Source organism: Polaromonas sp. YR568, assembly GCF_943371715.1.
Taxonomy (GTDB): Bacteria; Pseudomonadota; Gammaproteobacteria; order Burkholderiales; family Burkholderiaceae_C; genus Polaromonas.
Genome location: NZ_CALRVW010000007.1, coordinates 48208 through 69321 on the forward strand (window position 1 = coordinate 48208; position 21114 = coordinate 69321).

Annotated in this window: 17 protein-coding genes; 2 read left to right on the forward strand and 15 right to left on the reverse strand. The window is 62.8% G+C overall.

Features of this window, described 5'->3' with window-relative positions; translation table 11 throughout:
- Positions 1-2 precede the first annotated feature (2 nt).
- The 13 genes from AAG813_RS07255 to AAG813_RS07315 all read right to left on the reverse strand — a co-directional run bounded on the left by AAG813_RS07255 (position 3) and on the right by AAG813_RS07315 (position 14943).
- Positions 3-647, reverse strand: coding sequence for a hypothetical protein (locus AAG813_RS07255; RefSeq protein ID WP_341913369.1), 645 nt, complete (start codon positions 645-647; stop codon positions 3-5).
- Complete coding sequence (gene zapE, locus AAG813_RS07260) at positions 644-1741, reverse strand: cell division protein ZapE (protein ID WP_341913371.1); 1098 nt, start codon at positions 1739-1741, stop codon at positions 644-646. The genes AAG813_RS07255 and zapE overlap by 4 nt, the downstream gene beginning before the upstream one ends.
- Before the next feature lie 23 nt (positions 1742-1764).
- Positions 1765-3192, reverse strand: a complete 1428-nt coding sequence (gene lpdA / locus AAG813_RS07265; protein WP_341913373.1) for a dihydrolipoyl dehydrogenase — start codon at positions 3190-3192, stop codon at positions 1765-1767.
- A gap of 10 nt (positions 3193-3202) precedes the next feature.
- On the reverse strand, positions 3203-4486 hold the full coding sequence (odhB, locus tag AAG813_RS07270) for a 2-oxoglutarate dehydrogenase complex dihydrolipoyllysine-residue succinyltransferase (protein ID WP_341913376.1): 1284 nt from the start codon (positions 4484-4486) through the stop codon (positions 3203-3205).
- 54 nt (positions 4487-4540) lie between these two features.
- Complete coding sequence (locus AAG813_RS07275; protein WP_341913558.1) at positions 4541-7411, reverse strand: 2-oxoglutarate dehydrogenase E1 component; 2871 nt, start codon at positions 7409-7411, stop codon at positions 4541-4543.
- Positions 7412-7674: 263 nt separating this feature from the next.
- On the reverse strand, positions 7675-9390 hold the full coding sequence (gene soxB, locus AAG813_RS07280) for a thiosulfohydrolase SoxB (RefSeq protein WP_341913378.1): 1716 nt from the start codon (positions 9388-9390) through the stop codon (positions 7675-7677).
- Positions 9391-9496: 106 nt separating this feature from the next.
- Entirely contained in the window at positions 9497-10141 is a 645-nt protein-coding gene (gene soxX, locus AAG813_RS07285; RefSeq protein WP_341913380.1) for a sulfur oxidation c-type cytochrome SoxX, read from the reverse strand.
- A 22-nt stretch (positions 10142-10163) separates the two neighbouring features.
- Entirely contained in the window at positions 10164-10961 is a 798-nt protein-coding gene (gene soxA, locus AAG813_RS07290; RefSeq protein WP_341913385.1) for a sulfur oxidation c-type cytochrome SoxA, read from the reverse strand.
- A 57-nt stretch (positions 10962-11018) separates the two neighbouring features.
- The gene (soxZ, locus tag AAG813_RS07295) at positions 11019-11330 is read right to left on the reverse strand and encodes a thiosulfate oxidation carrier complex protein SoxZ (protein ID WP_341913386.1); all 312 of its coding nucleotides are present in this window, start codon (positions 11328-11330) and stop codon (positions 11019-11021) included.
- 153 nt (positions 11331-11483) lie between these two features.
- Positions 11484-11951, reverse strand: coding sequence for a thiosulfate oxidation carrier protein SoxY (gene soxY / locus AAG813_RS07300; protein WP_341913389.1), 468 nt, complete (start codon positions 11949-11951; stop codon positions 11484-11486).
- A 105-nt stretch (positions 11952-12056) separates the two neighbouring features.
- Positions 12057-13208, reverse strand: coding sequence for a c-type cytochrome (locus AAG813_RS07305; protein WP_341913391.1), 1152 nt, complete (start codon positions 13206-13208; stop codon positions 12057-12059).
- On the reverse strand, positions 13195-14517 hold the full coding sequence (gene soxC, locus AAG813_RS07310; RefSeq protein ID WP_341913393.1) for a sulfite dehydrogenase: 1323 nt from the start codon (positions 14515-14517) through the stop codon (positions 13195-13197). Before soxC ends, AAG813_RS07305 begins: the two co-directional genes overlap by 14 nt.
- Before the next feature lie 30 nt (positions 14518-14547).
- Complete coding sequence (locus AAG813_RS07315) at positions 14548-14943, reverse strand: metalloregulator ArsR/SmtB family transcription factor (protein ID WP_341913394.1); 396 nt, start codon at positions 14941-14943, stop codon at positions 14548-14550.
- 253 nt (positions 14944-15196) lie between these two features.
- Here AAG813_RS07315 and AAG813_RS07320 point away from each other — a divergent pair, with 253 nt between their 5' ends.
- Complete coding sequence (locus AAG813_RS07320) at positions 15197-16525, forward strand: surface lipoprotein assembly modifier (RefSeq protein WP_341913396.1); 1329 nt, start codon at positions 15197-15199, stop codon at positions 16523-16525.
- A gap of 63 nt (positions 16526-16588) precedes the next feature.
- Positions 16589-18007, forward strand: coding sequence for a FecR family protein (locus AAG813_RS07325; RefSeq protein WP_341913399.1), 1419 nt, complete (start codon positions 16589-16591; stop codon positions 18005-18007).
- Positions 18008-18154: 147 nt separating this feature from the next.
- On the opposite strand, the gene AAG813_RS07330 is transcribed toward AAG813_RS07325, so the two are convergent.
- Together AAG813_RS07330 and AAG813_RS07335 are read right to left on the reverse strand one after the other, a co-directional pair.
- Positions 18155-20068: a propionate--CoA ligase gene (locus tag AAG813_RS07330; RefSeq protein WP_341913401.1), complete on the reverse strand. Its 1914-nt coding sequence runs from the start codon at positions 20066-20068 to the stop codon at positions 18155-18157.
- Between the two features lie 29 nt (positions 20069-20097).
- On the reverse strand, positions 20098-21075 hold the full coding sequence (locus AAG813_RS07335; protein WP_341913403.1) for an MDR family oxidoreductase: 978 nt from the start codon (positions 21073-21075) through the stop codon (positions 20098-20100).
- Between the last annotated feature and the right edge of the window lie 39 nt (positions 21076-21114).

Here is a 21114-nt window from a genome sequence, read left to right on the forward strand (position 1 = left end):
CGTCAGCCGGGTGCGGGCAAGGGCTTGGCCGCCGGCTTGGTCTGCTCGCGCAGCCTCTGCTCACGGGTGGCTTTTCTCTCCTGCGCTTCCAGCTGTTTGTCCTTGTAAATCTGGGTCTCTTTGGCGCTGGCGGCCTGCTTCTCCGCCCGCGCCCGCGCCCGCTCCTTGGAACCCTGATCCTTGCCGGCAGCCTCGGCCGCATTGACGGCTTCGTTCTGCTTCAAATCACTGCGGTCGATGGCCTTCTGGCGCGTCCGCTCCTCCCGGGCTTTGCTGTCTTCCAGCGCCGTGGCGCGGCGTTCGGCAGCCTGGCGCTCGGCCTCGGGGGACGATTTTTCCTCGGTCTTGCGAACCTGCTCGGCCGCCTTTTGCCGGCGTTCCTGCTCGTTGAGGGCAACTTCCCGGAACTTCAAATCGGCCATCGCCTCGCGCCGTCTGGGTTTGATGGCATTGAGGCAGCTGTTGACAAAGAACTTTTTGTAACAGGCGTCTTCTTCCGCATCAAACGCCGCCTCCAGGGTGGCGCGTTCGGCGTTGATGCGTTGCCGCTCGCGATCGGTGGCGGCAGAAATGAGTTCATCCTGGGTCTGAGCGCTTGAAGCGAAACCCAGGGTGGAGAGCAGCAGGAAAAGAAACAGTTTTTTCATGTCAGGGTGGTATCCACATTTCGGCGCTCCAGCGCCAGAAACTCGGCAGACTGCATTTCATTGAGCCTGGACACCGTCCGGGGAAACTCGTGTGCCAGGGGACCTTCGGTGTACAACGCCTCAGGCGGGACTTCCGCCGACATGATGAGTTTGACACGCCGGTCGTAGAGCACATCAACCAGCCAGGTAAAGCGCCGCGCCTCGGACGCCATGCGCACGGGCATGTGCGGCACATTGCTGAGAAGCACCGTGTGAAACTGGGTGGCGATTTCCAGGTAGTCATTTTGTGAACGCGGCCCGCCGCACAGGGTCTTGAAATCGAACCAGACAACGCCGCCCGCCTTGCGTCTGGCGTGGATTTTCCGCGACTCGATGTGCAGCACCGGCGATTCGTCGTGAGACTCCGCCAAGCGCTGAAAAGTTTCCTCCATCTCAGCGTCCGCCTCCGGTGCCAGCGGCGTGTGGTACAGCCTGACCTGCTCGAGCGTGCGGCGGCGGTAGTCCTTCCCGTTGTCCACGCTGATGACTTCCAGGTTCTGCTTGAGCAGCGCTATCGCCGGGAAAATGCGGTCGCGGTGCAGGCCGTTCGGGTACAGGTCGTCGGGATGAAAATTGGAGGTGGTGACAAAACCAACGCCGTTGTCAAACAGCGCCGCCAGCAGGCGGTGCAGAATCATCGCATCGGTGATGTCGGCGACATGAAACTCGTCAAAACAGATGAGGCGGTAACGTTTCGCAATCCGTTTGCCCAGCTCATCGAGCGGATTGACGGTGCCCTGCAGGTCGCGCAGTTCACGGTGGACTTCACGCATGAACTCGTGAAAATGCAGGCGCGTCTTGCGCTTGAGCGGAACCGCGTTGTAAAAGCAGTCCATCAGGAAACTCTTGCCGCGCCCCACCCCGCCGTGCATGTAGACACCGCGCGGAATGTCGGGCCGGTTGATCAGCTTCTTGAGCGCATTGGAGCGCTTCTCCTTGAAGGCCGCCCACTCGGTCGCGCAACGTTCCAGCGCGTCCACTGCGCGCAACTGGGCAGGGTCACTGGTGTAACCGCGGGTCTTCAGTTCAGACTCGTAATCCGAACGCACCGACATCGTCAAGGTTTCGATGCCGGAAGTCAGAAATTCAGCGTGCGCTTGTCGACGGCCAGCGCCGCCTCCTTGGTGGCCTCGCTGAGTGACGGGTGGGCGTGGCAGATTCTCGCAATGTCCTCTGCGCTGGCACGGAACTCCATGGCCACAACACATTCGGCGATCAGCTCGCTGGCGAAGGGACCGACGATGTGCACGCCGAGAATTTCGTCGGTGGTGGCGTCCGCCAGCATTTTCACCATGCCGGTGGTATCGCCCAGGGCACGTGCACGGCCGTTGGCCATGAAGGGGAAGGTGCCGGCCTTGTAAGCCCGGCCCGCCGCCTTGAGCTGCTCTTCGGTCTGGCCCACCCACGCGATCTCGGGGTTGGTGTAAATCACCCAGGGAATGGTGTTGAAGTTGACATGGCCGTGCTGGCCGGCGATGCGCTCGGCCACCGCCACGCCCTCTTCTTCCGCCTTGTGCGCCAGCATCGGGCCGCGCACCACATCACCGACGGCCCAGACGTTGGGCAAATTGGTCTTGCATTCCTCATCGACAACGATGGCACCACGCTCGTCCAGCGCCAGGCCGACGGTTTCCGGTGCCAGGCCGATGGTGTTGGCGGTCCGGCCGATCGAGACAATCAGCTTGTCAACATCGAGCGTCTGGGCCTCGCCCTTGGCATTGGTCCAGGCGACGGATACGCCCTTTTTGCCGGACTTGATCTCGCCGACCTTGACGCCGAGCTCGATCTTCAGGCCCTGCTTGACAAAGGCCTTGTGCGCTTCCTTGGCGATTTGCTGATCGACGGCACCGAGGAAAGTCGGCAGGCCTTCCAGAATGGTCACCTCGGCACCGAGGCGCCGCCAGACCGAGCCCATTTCCAGGCCGATCACGCCGGAACCGATCAGGCCCAGCTTTTTCGGCACCGCACCGATACGCAGCGCACCGTCGTTGGACAGGATGTTTTCTTCATCAAAAGGCGCACCGGGCAAGGCGCGTGCATTCGAACCCGTGGCCACGATGACGTGTTTGCCGGAGAGGGCTTCCTCGGCGGCTCCCGCCACCTTGATGTCATAAAGACCGTCCTTCGCCGCGACGAAAGAGCCCCGGCCATGGAAGAAGGTGACCTTGTTCTTCTTGAACAGGTAGACGATGCCGTCGTTGTTCTGCTTGACGACCGTGTCCTTGCGCGCCAGCATCTTCGCAACGTCCAGGGCCAGACCCTTGACCTCGATGCCATGGTCAGCAAAGTGGTGAGCGGCATGGTCGTAGTGTTCCGACGATTGCAGCAAGGCCTTGGACGGAATGCAGCCGATGTTGGTGCAGGTGCCACCCAGGGCCGGTCCGCCCTTGGCGTTTTTCCACTCGTCGATACAGGCGACGTTGAAGCCCAGCTGGGCGGCGCGGATGGCGGCGATGTAGCCGCCGGGTCCGCCACCGATGACGATCACGTCGAATTGTTTGGACATGTATGGCTCCTCAGATGTCAAACAACAGGCGGGCCGGATCTTCCAGCGCTTCCTTCATCGCCACCAGGCCGAGCACGGCTTCGCGGCCGTCGATGATGCGGTGGTCGTAGCTCATCGCGAGGTAGTTCATCGGGCGGATCACGATCTGGCCGTTCTCGACGACGGCGCGGTCCTTGGTGGCATGCACGCCCAGGATGGCCGACTGGGGCGGATTGATGATGGGGGTCGACAACATGGAGCCGAACGTGCCACCGTTGGAAATCGAGAATGTGCCGCCGGTCATTTCTTCAATGCCCAGCTTGCCGTCCTGTGCCTTTTTTCCAAACTCGGCAATCTTCTTTTCGATGTCGGCAAAACTCATCTGGTCGGCATTGCGCAGGATGGGCACCACCAGGCCGCGCGGCGAACCGACGGCGATGCCGATGTCGAAATAGCCGTGGTAGACGATGTCATTGCCGTCGACCGACGCATTGATCACCGGGAATTTCTTCAGCGCATGCACCGCGGCTTTCACAAAGAAACTCATGAAGCCGATCTTCACGCCGTGCTCCTTGGTGAACTGGTCCTGGAACTTCTTGCGCATCTCCATGACGGGCGCCATGTTGACCTCGTTGAAGGTGGTCAGGATCGCGTTGGTCGATTGCGACTGCAACAGACGCTCGGCAATACGTGCGCGCAGGCGGCTCATGGGCACGCGCTGCTCGGGACGGTCGCGCAGGTCGCTGGCCCTGGCCGGCGCCGCCACTTGAGGCAAGGAAGTGGCCGGAACGCCCGTAGGTATTGCACTGGAAGCTACTGATTTAGGAGCAGATGGCGCACCACCGGCCACTGCACCGAGCACGTCGCCCTTGGTGACACGGCCGTCCTTGCCGGTACCGGGCACCGAGCCGGAAGCCAGCTGGTTGTCGGCCATCAGTTTGGCAGCGGCGGGCATGGGCACACCCGCCATGCTGCCAGCGGCTGCGGCCGGTGCGGCTGCCGGGCTCGCTGCAACGGCGGCCGCAGGTGATGCAGCTGCCGCTGCCGCGGCCGGCGCCACGGCTGCTGCCTTGCCTTCGGTGTCAATTCGGGCAATCAGTTGCTCGGCCGTGACCGTGCCGCCGTCGGCGACCAGGATTTCGGACAGGACACCGGCGGCAGGCGCGGGCACTTCCAGCACCACCTTGTCGGTTTCGATCTCGATCAGGATCTCGTCGATGGCGATGGCGTCGCCGACTTTTTTCTTCCACTGCAGCATGGTGGCTTCCGCCACGGATTCGGACAACTGCGGGACCTTGACTTCTACGATAGCCATGTGAATTTCTTTCGGGTTATGGGTTCGATGGGGTGCGCCGGCCGCGCAGCCCTCTTATTTGGTCAGGACAAAGCCCTTGAGCTTGCCGAAAGCGCCGTCGACCAGCGCTTTTTGCTGTTCCTGGTGCAGGTGCGAATACCCCACGGCGGGGGACGCCGAGGCCGCACGGCCCGAGTAACCCAGCTTCTGGCCTTCGGCCATGTTTTCATGGATGTAGTGCTGCACGAAGAACCAGGCGCCCTGGTTTTGCGGCTCGTCCTGACACCAGACGATGTCGGTGGCATTCGGGTACTTCTTCAACTCGGCCGCAAAGGCCTTGTGCGGGAAGGGATAGAGCTGCTCCACGCGCAGGATGGCGACGTCATCGACGCCCTTTTCCTCGCGCTTCTTGGCCAGGTCGTAGTAGACCTTGCCCGAACAGGCGACCACACGCTTGACCTTGTCGGCCTTGAGCCCACCGCTGTCGGGAATCACCGTCTGGAAACCGCCCTTGGTGAACTCGGACAGCGGCGAGGTGGCGTCCTTGTTGCGCAGCAGCGACTTGGGCGTCATGATGACCAGCGGCTTGCGCAGGTTGCGCACCATCTGGCGGCGCAACACGTGGAAGATCTGGCTGGCCGTGGTCGGCTGGACCACCTGCATGTTGGTGTCGGCCGACAGCTGCATGAAACGCTCCAGGCGCGCCGAGCTGTGCTCCGGCCCCTGGCCTTCGTAACCGTGCGGCAGCATCAGCGTGATGCCGTTGACGCGGCCCCACTTGACTTCGCCGGAAGCGATGAACTGGTCGATCACGACCTGCGCGCCATTGGCAAAGTCGCCGAACTGGGCTTCCCAGATCACCAGCGTGTTGGGATCGTTGGAGGCATAGCCGTATTCGAACGCCAGCACCGCCTCTTCCGACAGGATAGAGTCGATGACCACAAACGGGGCCTGGTTGTCGGCCACGTTCTGCAGCGGCACGTAGGTGCCGGTGTCCCACTTCTCGCGGCTCTGGTCGTGGATCACCGAATGGCGGTGGGTGAAAGTGCCGCGTCCGCAGTCCTCACCGGACAGGCGCACCGGGTAGCCGCTGGCTACCAGCGAGGCCAGCGCCATGTGTTCGCCCATGCCCCAGTCCACCGGGATGTCGCCGCGGCCCATGGCTGCACGGTCGTCGTAGACCTTCTTGACGAGCTGGTGGGCTGTGACCGTGGGCGGGATGGTGCTGATTTTTTCGGACAGGCGTTTCCACTCGGCCATCGGAATGGCGGTGTCGCCGGCGTCGGTCCATTTTTTGCCCAGGTAAGGGCTCCAGTCCACCGCGTACTTGCTCTTGAAGTTGGTGATGACCGGGTCGAAGGTGCTTTTGCCGGCGTCCAGCGCGGCGCGCACGGCCTTGACCATGTCGTCACCCAGCGTGTCGCCCATGCCCTGCGCCGCCAGCTTGTCGGCGTACAGCTTGCGCGTACCGGGATGCTGCGCAATTTTCTTGTACATCAGCGGCTGCGTGAGTGCCGGCGTGTCCTGCTCGTTGTGGCCGAGCTTGCGGAAACAGATGATGTCCACCACGACGTCCTTCTGGAACTCCATGCGGAACTCGAGCGCGAGCTGGGTTGCCAGCACCACCGCCTCCGGGTCGTCGCCGTTGACGTGCAGCACAGGCGCCTCGATCATCTTGACGACGTCGGTGCAGTACAGCGTGGAACGGCTGTCGCGCGGGTCGCTGGTGGTGAAACCGATCTGGTTGTTGATCACGATGTGCACCGTGCCGCCGGTGGAATACCCGCGGGTTTCGGCCAGTGCCAGGGTTTCCATGACCACGCCCTGCCCGGCGAACGCCGCATCGCCGTGCACCAGCACCGGCAACACCTGCAGGCCCTTGGGGTCGGCGCGGCGGTCCATGCGGGCGCGCACCGAGCCTTCAACCACCGGGTTGACGATCTCGAGGTGCGAGGGATTGAACGCCAGGCTCAGGTGCACCGGCCCACCGGGGGTGGTGACGTCGGAACTGAAACCCTGGTGGTATTTGACGTCGCCGCTGGGTAGGTCTTCGGGGGCGGTGTGCTCGAACTCGGCAAACAGGTCGGCCGGCACCTTGCCCAGCGAGTTGACCAGCACGTTCAGGCGGCCGCGGTGGGCCATGCCGATCACGATTTCCTGCACGCCGATGCTGCCGCCGCGCTGGATCAGCTCGTCCATGCTGGCGATGAAGCTCTCGCCACCTTCGAGCGAGAAGCGTTTCTGCCCGACATATTTGGTGTGGAGGAAACGCTCCAGGCCTTCCGCCGCCGAGAGGCGGTCCAGGATGTGGCGTTTTTTCTCGGGCGTGAAATGGGGCTTGCTGCGGATGGTTTCGAGTTTCTGCTGCCACCAGCGCTTCTGGTTCTGGTCCGTCATGTACATGTACTCGGCACCGATGGTGCCGCAGTAGGTCTCGCGCAGCGCATTGAGCAGCTCGCGCAGGCTCATGGTTTCCTTGCCGAAGAAGGTGTTGCTGGTGTTGAACACCGCTTCCTGGTCGGCATCGGTGAACCCGTAGAAAGACGGGTCGAGCTCGGGAATGTTGTCGCGCTCGGTGCGTTTGAGGGGGTCCAGGTCGGCCCAGCGGGCGCCGACGTTGCGGTAGGCCGCAATCAGCTGCTGGACGGCGGTGCGTTTGCGCCCCCATTCGGAGTCAGCGGTGGATGCACCCACCACACGGGTCACACCCTGCTTGGCACGTTCGGCAAAAGCGTTGACGACCGGCAGGTGCGGCACGTCTTTGGCGTTGCTGCCGTCAACGGCGGGGACATTTTGCAAGGCGTCGAAATACTCGCGCCAGTTGTCGGGCACGCTGCCGGGGTTGGCAAGGTAGTTTTCGTACATCTCTTCGACATAGGGCGCGTTGCCGCCGAAGAGATAGGTGTTGCCTTGATAGGCCGAATAGACGGACGATGCCGCCGGGATGGAACTCATTACGCTGACCTCCGTTTCCCTTGAGGAAACATTAGCTGACCACAACAGGATGTGGCTGGTTGATTAACCTTCCGCAACACGGCTGGACCGATTAGCGGATGCGACTGTGGCAAGGAAGGGCCTTCAGAAACAGCGTCAATTGTGCCACCGAATGCCGAAATGACGAAACCCGGGCCGCCACCAAGGCGCCCGGGTTTTGTCAGGAAGTGTCAGGAAGCGTCAGCCGCTACCGGCTGGACCCGGCGCCAGCCGCCTCAGGCCAGACCGGGGTTGCCCGCCATGCCGACCAGGCTCGGTACATTGAGTTTGGGCGGTTTGAGAACCTTGTGCGCTTTGAGGTAAGTCTCGACAACCTCCCAGACGGGCGGCCCGGCGTTCTTGCTGGCCTCCTGGACCGGCGCCCAGCCCGCCACCTTGTAGTTTTTCCCGGCTTCGACCGGCTTGCCGTTCAGGCGCATGTCCTGGATGCGTTGGCCCATTTTGGCGCCCGGCTCACAACGGTAGCTCAGGCCGCCCACCCGCACCATGTCGCCGCCCTGCTGGTAATACGGGTCGGGGTTGAAGAGGTTGTCGCCGACATCTTCCAGGATGGTCTTGATGGTTTCTCCGCGCATGTCGGTCAGCGTGGTCCAGGGGTAGGTGATGGCCGTCTGGTCCATCAGGTGCTCCCGCGTGATGGCCTGACCCGGCAACAGCGAGGTGCCCCAGCGGAAACCGGGCGAAAAGGCGATTTCGGCGCCACGCACCTCCATCAGGGCATCCAGGATCAGCTGGTCAAACGTGCCGTTGAAGTTGCCGCGCCGGTACAAGGTGCCTTCGGTGACCGCCAGCTTTTCGGACAGCTTGGTCTCATAAGGTGCACGAACTTTTGAAACCAGTGCACTCATGGCCTCATCCGCCGGCAACAGGTTTGAAAACACAGGCAACAGGCGGTAATTGAAGCCGACGACTTTTTTGTCCCTGACATCGAGGTCGAGCACGCCGAGGAACTTGCCATTGCTGCCGGCGTTGGTGACGATGGTCTGGCCGCCCGGGTTTTTGACGATCACGGGCACCGGCACGCCGTCGTGGGTGTGGCCGCCCAGGATCGCGTCGATGCCGGTCACGCGCGAGGCCAGCTTCAGGTCCACGTCCATGCCGTTGTGGCTGAGCAGGACGACGGCCTGCGCACCCTTGGCACGGGCCTCGTTGACCGTTTCCTGCATCTCGCTTTCGCGGATGCCGAAGGTCCAGTTGGGCGTCTGCCAGGAGGGGTTGGCAATCGGCGTGTAGGGAAAGGCCTGGCCGACGATGGCCACGGCGATCCCATTCATTTCCTTGATGACATAGGGCTTGAACACCGCGTCGCCGAAATCGCTGGTCTTGACGTTCTGCGCGACAAAATCCACCTTGCCGGCAAAGTCCTTTTCGACGATGGTCTTGATGCGCTCCTCGCCATAGGTGAAGTCCCAGTGGCCGGTCATCACGTCCACGCCGAGCAGCTTGGCGGCATCGACCATGTCCTGACCCTGCGTCCACAGCGCCGTCGCACTGCCCTGCCAGGTGTCACCGCCGTCGAGCAGCAGGGAGCCCGGGCGACCCGCCTTGAGCTGTTTCACCAGCGTGGCCAGGTGGGCGAACCCGCCGACCTTGCCGTACTGGCGGGCGGCCCGCTCGAAATCCAGATAGGTGAAGGCGTGGGCCTCGGCCGTGCCGGCCTTCAGGTGCGCCGCCTTGAGCAAGTTGTGCCCGACCAGATGCGGCAGGCGGCCCTGCATGGCGCCCACACCGATATTGACCGACGGTTCGCGGAAGTAAATCGGCATCAGCTGGGCATGGCAGTCCGTCATGTGCAGCAAATGCACGTTGCCGGTGCGCGGCACGTTGTACAGGCTGGCGGCCTGCGCAGCGCCGGCCTCGCGCTGGAGCGGAAAACCGGCGGCCAGCGCGGCCGCCATGACACTTGCAAACTCGCGGCGAGACAGATTCATGGCGATAGGTATCCTGCCCGTGCAAACAGGCGCTGTTAGGTTGCTATAAATTCAGGAGCTGCCTGCGCCCGTCGAACAAGGGCTGCAGGCAGAAATGACCATCAAATCATTTGTTGACCGGCGATTGCGGGTCCAGCAGCAAAGCCATCACATGACGCAGCTGGGTTTCGTTCAGGATGCCGGCATGGCCGAAACGCGGCATGCCCGAGCAGGCGTTGTAAGCCTTGGCGTTCCAGAGCTTGCCCCAGGTGTAGTCCACGATGGGCTTGCTGGCCGCAGCCGCAGGGTCCGCGACACCGCGCAGCTTGCCGTAGTTGTACAGGCTGGGGCCGATGGAGCCGAAGGACAATTCCTCCTTGCTGATCTGGTGGCAGTTGTAGCAGCTGCCGCCATTGGCAGAGCCAGGCTGATCGGTCCAGGTCATGCCGCGGCCGTTTTGCGCGATTTTTTCGCCCTCTTTCCAGTCACCCAGAAACTTGCCGTCCGAAGGCATCTTGATGGTCTTCAGGTTGGCTTCCTCGATGGATTTGGCCAGTTGGGGCTCCAGCGCCGCGCCCTGGGCTTCCGAGCAGGCCTTGTTGGAGGCGTCCTGGTCCAGCCAGGAGGTTTTGGCAATGCCCTGGTCACGGAACGAGGACTTGATCACTTTCTGGGTGGCTTCGGCCACTTGCTGCGGCGAGGGGCCGGTGGCACAGCCGGCGAGCAGCACGCTCAGGGCCAGCATGCCGGCCTGCTTGTATGTCTTTTTCATGTCTATGCTTCCTGTTCTCGTTTCAACGCTTGAGGGCCGGTGCCGTGGAAACACCTCCCTTGCCATTCACACCCATGAACACCCCCAGTGCGATGGTGGCGTCCGAGGCATAGCCTGGAAACGGAAAGCGCTGCTGGCGGTAGCAGTCGTTCAGGCGCCGCTGCATGCCCCAGAGGTCGCCACTGGACACCCGGTAAGCCGGCCAGGCGCCAAAACCATCCCCGGCGCCAGGATTTTTGGTCAGGTTGGGAAGGTCCTGCAGGCGCACCCGCTTGTTGTCCTCGCCATGGCAGGATGCACACGAGAAGTCATAAGGACCGCCGCGCTGGTAAAACACCTGCTTGCCAACGGCGTACATGAGTTTTTCCTGGGCATGGGCCTGCGGCAGGTTGAACTTCATGCCGCGTGATTCGCCGGAAATGTAGGCGACCAGCGACTCCATGTTTTTCTGCTCGTCACGGCCAAACGGCGTTTTGGCAATCGCCTCGGCGCTGAAACCCTGCAAGGTTTCCATGCAGGTCAGCAGGCGCGACTCGAGGTCCTGCACACGGCCGGTGTCGGCAAAATAACGCGGCAATTCAACAAAAGCTCCCTTGACGACGCCCGGGCCCTTGCCGAGGTCGCACTGCGTGAGAGGGGCATTTTTCGGTCCACGGGCCTGCTTCCAGAGCGCTTCGCCCTTGGCCTCATACAGCTCGGCCGGGTTGCCGTCGGCCAGCATGGCACGGTACTCGGCAATGCCCTCGGCCGTGCTTTTTTGCGCCGCCGCCGACAAAGGCAGCAGACACACGGCCGTCAGCCCCAAAAGATTCCATCTCATCGCGTGCTCCTCGTAGTTATTGCTTGTTCGCTTGTCAACGGTTCAGGAAATCACTGTTCAGGAAATCACTGCTTCGTCGGTGCGCTTGTCACCCTTGTTGTCGACCCAGCTCACCACCACCTTGTCGCCGGCCTTGCCGCCCTTGAAAGCGAACTGCAGGAACGGGTTCTTGGACACGGCCGGGCCCCATTGGGCGTTCATGACGGTCTTGCCGTTGTGGGTGGCGCTGATATTCTGGATGAACCAGGCCGGCACGGTTTTGCCGGCAGCGTCCTTGCGCTGGCCGCTTTCCATTTCGTGGCTGACCAGCACACGCACGGTGGTTTTTTCGCCTTGGGCCTGGGCCCGGATTCTCATCGGATCTGACATTTTCTGTTTCCTTCAATAGTGTTGATAGCGCCTGCCGGCGTAGCGAGCGGCTGTCAGCCTGGGCGCGGGTGGCTGGGAACCGGAACGTACTTCAGGTACGTGAGGATTGCCAGACGGGAACCGCAACGACGGATCACAGCCGCGCAGCAGCCGTTAGCCGCCGCAGCCGCCCAGGGTGACCTTGACTTCCTTGACCGCATAGAACAGTTTGTCGCCCACCTTGGCCAGGGCGTACACATTCGAGGACTGCCCCATTTTCAGGTTGGTCGACACATTGGCGTCGGTCCCTGCGGGAATGTCGAACAGCGCAGCCAGGGCACTCGGGTTTTTCTCGACCACCAGCGCCAGCTGCGTGGTGCCGGCGATGTTGCTCTGGGCGCCGACACGCACTACGCTGCCGTTCTCTGCAATTTCGGGGGCTTGCAGGACCAGGTCCTTGCTTTCGACCGGGGCGCCGGACGCACCGAGGGCCTTGGCCACTTCGGCCAGCGTCTTGCTTTCAAAAGCCGCCTTGTTCCAGGGGGGCGCAGTCTGCGCGTGGGCTGGCACCAGGCCGGCAGAGGCGGCCAGCGCCAGCGCGGTCGCGCCTGAACTGGTGGCTAGAAAATGACGACGTTCCATGGTCTGAACTCCTTTGGATATAACTTCAGCTTGTTAAAAACTTGAACACGATTTGACACAAAAACCCGAACTCACGACAGGGTGTTTCTCCCACCCACTGGCGACCTAGGGCGCAACATCCCGCGCCAGCCACTGGGCCAGCTGGGCCGCTTCGGCATCACTCAAGGTTTGTGGCGGCATGGGCATGCTGCCCCAGACACCTTGTCCACCACTCTTGATTTTGCCCGCAAGGTAATTCACCGCGTCGGCGCGGCCTTTATATTTGCTCGCCACATCCTTGAAGGACGGCCCGACCAGCTTGCCGTCCATCGCGTGGCAGCCAACACAGGCGTTTTTCTGCAGCAGCGGCATGACCGCCGCTGTGGCGGCGCCCGCGGCATTGGATGAAGGCGCCGCGCTTGCTACTTTTTCAGGAGCTGCCTGCGCTTTGACAGAAAGGGCTGCAGGCTTGTTTGGCACAAAAGCCTCGGGAGCGGGCCGGCTGGTGTCGGCGCCGCGGGTGGAGCCCACCAGACGCATCTGGTCCGCCAGTTGCCCGTGGGCGTTGCGGGCATAGTCCGGCAAAAAGCTTTTCACGACGACCTCTTTGCGGCAGTCACGCATGCAGGCCGAACCCTGTACATCCGGCTTGACCGTGCCGCCGAACTCGGGCCCCGGCCACATCGCGTGGGCCGTGGTGGTTCCCTTGCGGTTGGGCAGGCGTTCCTGCACCTCTCGGATGTTTGCATCGGACAGGGTGAACTCCGCAGGAACGATGCTGCCCAGGTTCAGGATGTAGGCGGTGACCGCGTAAACCTCATCGGTGCTGAGCGACTTCGGCATGTTCCAGGGCATGGCGCGGTTGATGTAGTCCCACAGCGTGGACAGGGTCGCCATTTTCATCAATGCGGTGCGCTGCGGCTGGTTGGCGCCCGGCAGCAGACTGTCAACCCGCCCGGTTTTGATGTCTGCGGCCGTGGTGCCGCCGGCAATCGGCGTGAAGATTTCCGACGATTCGCCAAAGCTGCCATGGCAGGACGCACATTTGCCCTCCCAGACGACCTCCCCCTGGCGCACCGACCCCTGCCCTTTCGGCAGGCCCTTGAAGTCGGGCCGTACATCGATGTCCCAGGCCTTGATTTCAGCGGGTGTGGCGGCGCGGCCGAGGCCGGCATACCTGTCGGCAACCTTGACCTCGGCGTGCGCGGCGCCGGCACTGAAGGCCATGACCGCGAGAGCGGCCGCCGACCCGACGCACCAGGACCTAGATCTGGACATTTTTGACCTCGCCATTTTCTTCGAGCGCCCAGGACTGGATCGCATTGTTGTGATAGATGCTGCGCGAGGCCCTGACCTTGCGCAGTTCGCCATAGGTCGGCTGGACATGACCGGTTTCGTCGACGGCGCGGCTCTGGAAAAAAGCCGGCTTGCCGTCCCAGACGAAGTCGCTGTTGAAACGTGTCAGGCACTTGGAGAGCACCGGCCCCTCGAGGCGCGCCGGCTTCCAGTTCCTGCCGCCGTCGACCGACACATCGACCCGCCGGATCTTGCCGCGCCCGCTCCAGGCCAGGCCGGTCAGGTTGTGAACGCCTTTTTCCAGCAGCACCTGCCCGCCGCTCGGCGAGGTGATCACGCTTTTGACCTCCTGGATGCTGGTGTACTGCCGGTGCAGGCCGTCGGGCATCAGGTCCATGTAATGAATGCTTTCGTCCTTGGTGGCGTAAGGCATGTCGCCCAGTTCGATGCGGCGCAGGTACTTGACCCAGCTGACGCCCTGCACGCCAGGGACGATCAGGCGCAGCGGATAACCGTTTTCGGGGCGCAACATCTCACCGTTCTGGCCATAAGCCACCAGCACCTGCCCGTCCATCACCATGCTCATCGGAATCGTGCGCGTCATGCCGGAACCGTCAGCGCCCTCGGCCAGAACGAATTTGGCGCGCTTGAAGTCGGCACCGCACAGCTCCAGAATCGTGCGCAGCGGCACACCGGTGAATTCGCTGCAGCTGAGCATGCCGTGGGTGTACTGCACCGTCGGCACCGCCACATTGCCCCACTCCATGCCGGTGTTGGCACCGCATTCGATGAAGTGCATGCGGCTGACGCTGGGCAGGCGCATCAACTCGTCCATGTTGAAGACCATGGGCCGCTTGAGCATGGTGTCGTCCGAGCCGTTGACCATCAGGCGGTGTTTCGACGGGTCGATGTCCCACCAGCCCTGGTGATGGCGCTCGAAATGCAGGCCGCTTGGCGTGATGATGCCGAACAGACCCTGCAGCGGGCAAAAACTCACGCTGGACTGGCTGACACGGGTCAGGCCCGGGCTTTCCCGGCGCTGCAGGTTTTTCTCCCACTCACTGGGCAGGCCGTAGCCGCGCGCCGCCACCGGCTGGCCCAGCCCCTTGCTGTGGGCCGGCAGGTTGATGATCTCGGGGTCGTCCGCCGCCATCGCGCGGCCTATCACCATGGCGCTGGCAGCCGCGGCCACCGCACCGGACAAAAAGCCGCGCCGGCCGGCACGGACTTCCTGGATCTGGTCCCGGCTCAGGAAGTTCTCTGGTGCGCGCCGGATAAAACGGTTCAGCATGGGTCATTCCCCAAAAAAACAGATGTCATTTCAGATGTCATAGGTGTGCGCTTTGGCTTGCTGGAGGGGGGACAGGCTTTCACTGGCGGGGACGAGGCCCGGCTCGTCGAGTTCAATGGCGATCTGGGTGCAGACACTGCGGCACAGGGCCACTGCCTTTTCGCTCTGCACCCGGTAGATCACCAGGGTGCCTTCCTTGCGTTTGGCCAGCACCCCGGTCCGGTACAGGACCGCCAGGTGTTGCGAAAGATTGGGTTGGGTAGTCTGGATTTCGGCCAGCAGCTCGTTGACCGACTTCTCGCGCTCGCACAGGGCGCTGAGGACACGCAGGCGCATCGGGGTGGCGAGGACAGCGAACAATTCCGCCGCCAGCTCAAAGACCCGCCCCTGCTCGGACCTGGCTCCAGCTTGAATCATGTCGTTCATAAACGGTGTGGCCAATTGAATATAAGTAATGACTGATATTAGAAAGCAAGCTGCACTGCGAAATACACCGGACATACCCTTAGAACGCATGCACAGAACCGGTGCATCTGATCCGGGCGCGGCGCTATGGCATAGGCGGAACAAAGGAAACATCCCCCATCGGGGACAAAGTCACCGTAAAAAATGATGCTTTTGTGTTAACGCGTGATATAAAACCTTCGGCGTCCAATGTTTTTTTCTGGGTCAGGTGCCTATGTCATTCAAACGCTTTTTTGTCCTGACGACGGCCGCCTGGCTTTCCGTAGCGCTCTCTGGCATCGCCCATGCCGAGGCCGACGTCCTGGTGCGTGAATCGCTGGCGCTGGTGGAACAGGGCAAGGCGCAGCAGGCGTTTGACCAGCTTGCCGCTGCGGAGCCGGAGCGTGCCGGTGACCCGGACTTCGACACCGTCCTGGGCATCGCCGCCAACGACACCGGCCAGTTCACCCGAGCCGTGTTTGCGCTCGAGCGGGTGCTGACGGTCCAGCCCGGCAACTCGCGCGCCCGCGCCGAACTGGGCCGCGCCCTGTTTGCACTGGGCGACAACCAGGCCGCGCGGCAGGTGCTGCAGGACACAAAACGGGACGCCATCCCCGCCGAAGTGGCCCGCAAGATCGACGAATTTCTCCAGGCCATTGACCGCAATGAAGAGGCCGCCAGATCGTCGGTCAGGGCCTATGTGGAAACCGCCGCTGGCATCGACAGCAACATCAACAGCGGTCCTGGCAATGCCAACGTGGCCGTGCCGTCGCTGGGGGGACTGGTTTTGACCCTGGGTCCGTCCGGTGTCAAACTGAAAGACGATTTTTACAGCCTGGGCGCCGGTGTCTCCGGCCGGTTCGTGATCGATCCGCGTCTGTCACTGATTGCCAGCGCCTCGGGCAATTACCGCTTCAATCAGGACCACAACGATTTCGACACCCGCCAGTTTGACCTGAGCGGCGGCGCCAGCTACCGGATCGGCAAGGACGAGTTCAGCGCGGCTGTTCAGATCGGCACCTATGCCGCCGACAACAGCACCGTGCGCGACCAGCGCGGTGTGGTGGGCGAATGGACTCATCGGCCGGACGGTGCCAGCCAGTGGACCACCTATCTGCAGCTGTCCACCCTGCGTTACCCCGGCCAGAACCTACGGGATGCCCACCGCCATGTGCTGGGCACGTCCTACGCGAGGGCGTTTCGCGGCGGGATGGTGGGTTTCGGCGGACTGTACGTCGGCACCGAAGACGAACGCGCCGCCTCCGTGCCCCATCTGGGACACCGGCTCGCGGGCTTTCGCGTCGGGCTGCAGCAGTCGATCAACGCGGACGTGGACCTGTTTGCCAACGCCGGGTATGAAACGCGCCACTATGGCGGCGCCGACCCGCTTTTCCTGGTGACCCGCCGTGACCGGCAGAGCAACCTGAATCTCGGCCTGACCTGGGTGCCGGTGGTGAGCTGGCGCGTGACGCCGCAGCTGTCGCTGCTGAGAACACACTCCAACATTGCCGTTTCGGACTTCAGCAAGCGTGTGCTGTCGGTGACCGTCCGCAAGGACTTTTAGACAGCTGTCCGTCGTTGCCGTTTTACCCCAGCTCCGCCATCCAACGATCCGTCAGGGCCCATCATGAAACAACACTTCCCGCTGAAAAATGCCGCCCTGCTGATGGCGTTGGTGGCCGCCTGGCCACTGCAGGCCCGTGCGCTGGCCGGGATCGCCCAGTTCACGTCCGGTGAGGTCAACGTGCGGCAGACGGATGGCAAAACCGTCGCCTTGGCGAAAGGCGGCACCATCGACAGCGGCCATGCCATCGTCACCGGAGGCGATGGCCGGGCCCAGGTCCGCTTCACCGACGGTGGCCTGGTGTCCCTGCAACCGAACACCGAGTTCAGGATTGCCAACTATGTCGACCAGAACAACCCCAAGGAAGACCGCTTCCTGGTTGACCTGCTGCGCGGCAGCATGCGCGCCATCACCGGCCTGATCGGCAAACGCAACCGGGACAACTACCGGCTCACCACGACCACCGCCACCATCGGCATCCGCGGATCGGGCTTCAAGGTCGGCTACAACCCGGACGGCAGCCTGGGCATCACCAGCGAACTCGACAAAATAGAGGTCTGCAACCAGAGCGGCTGTATCGGCCTGGTGGCCGGAGAGTCGGTGAAGGTTCTCGACAACGTGACGCCGCCGGTGCGTACCAGCGAACAACCCAGGGTCGCGACACCCGACACCCGGAAGGATCCCGTGGTTGCGGGTGACAAGGTGGACCAGGCAGGCAAGGTCAAAGTTGTGAACGAAAAAGTGGCAACAGCTTCCAACAAAAGCACCACCACCAACAACAAAACCGCCACCACCACGACAACACCGCCCACCACGACAACACCGCCCGCCACGACGCCCCCCGTCGAGCGCACCTTCACGGACATCAAGGTCGCGGCAGTCGGTGTCAGCGGGGGCTCGGCCTACACCCTGTCGACCGCCACCGGCGCCACCACCGTTTTCAGCGACAACAAGCTGCTCAAGCTGCAGGACACCTCGGCCAACACGCCGAAGTGGTCGGAAGCCGGCACGGCGCAGCCGGTGACCAGCTTCAAGTCTGTCGGCAATGTGAGTGACGCCAACTTCATCGGCTGGGGCATGTGGACCACCGGTCAGAGAGAAGATCCCAGTGTGCTCTCGCTGGCCAACGTGCACTACGTCGCAGGACGGCCGACAGCACAGACAGAACTGACCTCGCTGTCCTACAGCGGCGTTGCCAATTACACACTGGTGGGCAACACGGCTCCCACGCAAAACGGGGCTGCCGGCACGCTCAACAGCGCGACCTTCTCGGTCAATTTCCAGACGGGCTACACCATATCGGTGGCCATCAACACCTCGTTTGGCAACTTCACCGACTCGGCATCCGGCAGCACGCCATCGTTCAGCGGCACATCCATAAAGGGCATGTTCGTAGGCACCAATGCCGCCTACGCCGGCCTGACCTATGCCAATAACCCTGGCGCCGGCATGATCACCGGCGCGGTGGTCTTCAAGAAATAGCCGCGACCCGGTCGCAGTCCACCGCGACCGCCTGCCCGCACCCGTTCAGGGCTGCTGAAGTCGCAGTAATGCTACATTTTTCATAGCTGATGACGCATGATCCATGAGAGCTAGAACCATTTTTATCATCAAAAACAGCGCGGGCTGTCAGGCCGCGCCCATCAAGTCCCGGATCTGCTGCAGGGCCGCCGGGTCATCCATGGTGGTCAGGTCGCCGGCGTCGCGCCCCTCACACACGGCCTGGATCGCGCGCCGCAACAGCTTGCCGCTGCGGGTTTTCGGCAGCACCGACACAAAACGCACACGTGAGGGCCGGGCCAGCGCGCCCAGGTCCTGGTCCACGCGCTTCATGATCTCGCCTTCGAGCTTGAGCGCGGCACTGCTGTCGGTCAGCACACTGCTGTCCTTGGGCACCACAAACGCCATGGCCACCTGCCCCTTCAGACTGTCCGCCACACCGACCACCGCCACCTCCGCTGCACCGGCATGGCCGGAAATGCTCTCCTCGATCTCGCGCGTGCCCAGCCGGTGTCCCGCCACGTTGATCACGTCATCGGTGCGGCCCAGGATGAAGTAGTAACCGTCCTCGTCACGAATGCCCCAGTCGAAGGTGCTGTAGACCATCTTGCCGGGTACACTTTTCCAGTAGGTGTTGACGAAACGGGCATCGTCCTTCCAGATCGTCTGCATGAAGCCCGGCGGTGTCGGGCCTTCCAGCACCACCACGCCTTTTTCGTTGGGCTGTGTCAGCTCTTCGCCGGTGGACTCGTGCAGCAGCTTGACGTTGTAGCCGTACATCGGAATGCCGGGGCTGCCGAATCGGCTGGGCTTTTTTTCCACCGGATTGGCAATGGTCAGAATCGGCCAGCCGCTTTCGGTCTGCCAGTAGTTGTCGATGATGGGCACGTTCAAGCCCTCGCTGATCCAGCGGGCAGTTGGCTCGTCCAGCGGTTCACCCGCCAGAAACAGGGCACGCAGGCTGGACAGGTCGTATTTCTTGAGCAGCGCCGGGTCCTGCTTCTTCAGCACACGCACAGCCGTGGGCGCGCTGAACATCGCCGTGACCTTGTACTTTTCAACCAGCCGCCACCAGATACCACCGTCAGGCTGCTTGTCCAGGCCCTGCGTCGGCAGGCCCTCGTACATCAGCGTTGCCATGCCGGCAATCAGCGGGCCGTAGATGATGTAGCTGTGGCCCACGACCCAGCCGATGTCGCTGGTCGAGAAATAGGTTTCGCCCGGCCGGCCGTCGAAGATGTGTTTCATGCTGGCAGCCAGCGCCACCGCGTAGCCGCCGGTGTCGCGCTGCACACCCTTGGGCTTGCCGGTGGTGCCGCTGGTGTAAATCGTGTAGCTGATGTCGGTGGACTTCATCCACTCGCAGGGCACCTGGTCGCTCAGGTGTCTGGCGCGCAGATCCGACCACAACTGGTCGCGCCCGGCCACCAGTTGCATGGGCGAGAGCCCGCGGTCCACCAGCAGCACCGCCTCGGGCTTGTGGCTGGACAGGCGGATCGCCTCGTCGAGCAGCGGCTTGTAAGGCACGATCTTGCCGCCGCGCGAACCCGCGTCGGCGCTGACGATGACCTTGGGCGTCGCGTCCTCGATGCGCGAGGCCAGCGAGCCGCTGGCAAACCCGCCGAACACCACGCAGTGGATAGCGCCAATGCGCGCGCAGGCCAGCATGGCAAACGCGGCCTCGGCAATCATCGGCATGTAGATCAGCACGCGGTCGCCCTTTTGCACGCCCAGTGCCTTCAGGCTGGCTGCCATGCGCTGCACTTCGGCATGCAATTCGGCAAAACTGTAGGTTTTTTCAATGCCGGTTTCGGTCGACACGTAAATCAGCGCCGCCTGATTGGCCCGGTCTTTCAGATGCCGGTCCACCGCGTTGTGGCACAGGTTGGTGGTGCCACCTTCAAACCAGTGAACAAACGGCGGCTTGTCGTAGTTGCAGACCCGCGTGAAAGGCTGCTGCCAGTCAATCAGTCTGGCCTGCTCGGCCCAGAAGGCGTCGGGCTGGGCTATCGACTGGCGGTAAAAATCGGCGTAACTTGACATGCGTTTGTCTCCGGAATGTTTCTGTTGACTCAGATCTTGACCACGATGCGGCCGCGGACCTTGCCGGCCATCAAGTCAGCGGCTTTTTCTGCAGCGCGGCTCAGCGGTACTTCTTCCACAATGGCTTCGAGTTTGGCCGGGTCCAGGTCCGTCGCCAGCCTGTCCCACGCCTGCTGGCGGCGCGCCAGCGGAGCCATCACGCTGTCGATGCCCGCCAGCGTCACCCCACGCAGGATGAAAGGCATTACCGTGACCGGAAAGTCCGCCCCCTGGGCCAGGCCGCAGGCCGCCACCACGCCGCCGTAACGCGTTTGCGCGCAGGCATTGGCCAGCGTGTGCGAGCCGACAGCATCCACCACCGCGGCCCAGCGTTCCTTTTGCAGCGGCTTGCCGGGTGCAGCCAGCTCGGCCCGGTCCATCACGGCGCCGGCGCCCAGCTGTTTCAGATAAGCTTCCTCACTGGCCTTGCCGGTGGCCGCCACCACGCGGTAGCCGAGCTTGCCGAGCAATGCCACTGCCACGCTGCCCACGCCGCCGGTGGCGCCGGTGACCAGCACCTCGCCGTCGCCGGGCTTCAGCCCATGCTTTTCCAGCGCCAGCACACACAGCATGGCGGTGTAACCCGCCGTGCCAATGGCCATCGCCTGGCGTGCGGTGAAAGTCGCCGGCAACCTGACCAGCCAGTCGCCTTGCAGGCGCGCGCGTTCGGCCAGCAGGCCCCAGCGCGTCTCGCCCAGGCCCCAGCCGTTGTGGATGAAGGGGTCGCCGATTTTCCAGGCCGGATGGCTGGATTCGAGTACCCTGCCCGCACCGTCAATGCCCGCCACCATGGGCCAGCTGCGCACCACCGGGCCGGTGTTGGTGATGGCCAGACCGTCCTTGTAGTTGAGGGTCGAATACTCGACCTGCACCAGCACATCGCCGGCGGGCAGTGCGGCTTCATCCAGAGAAACAAGCGCGGCAGAAAAGCCGGCATCGGACTTGTTGAGTTGCAGGGCCTTGAACACGCTTGTCTCCGGTTATTCTTCAAACTGAATTCATAATTA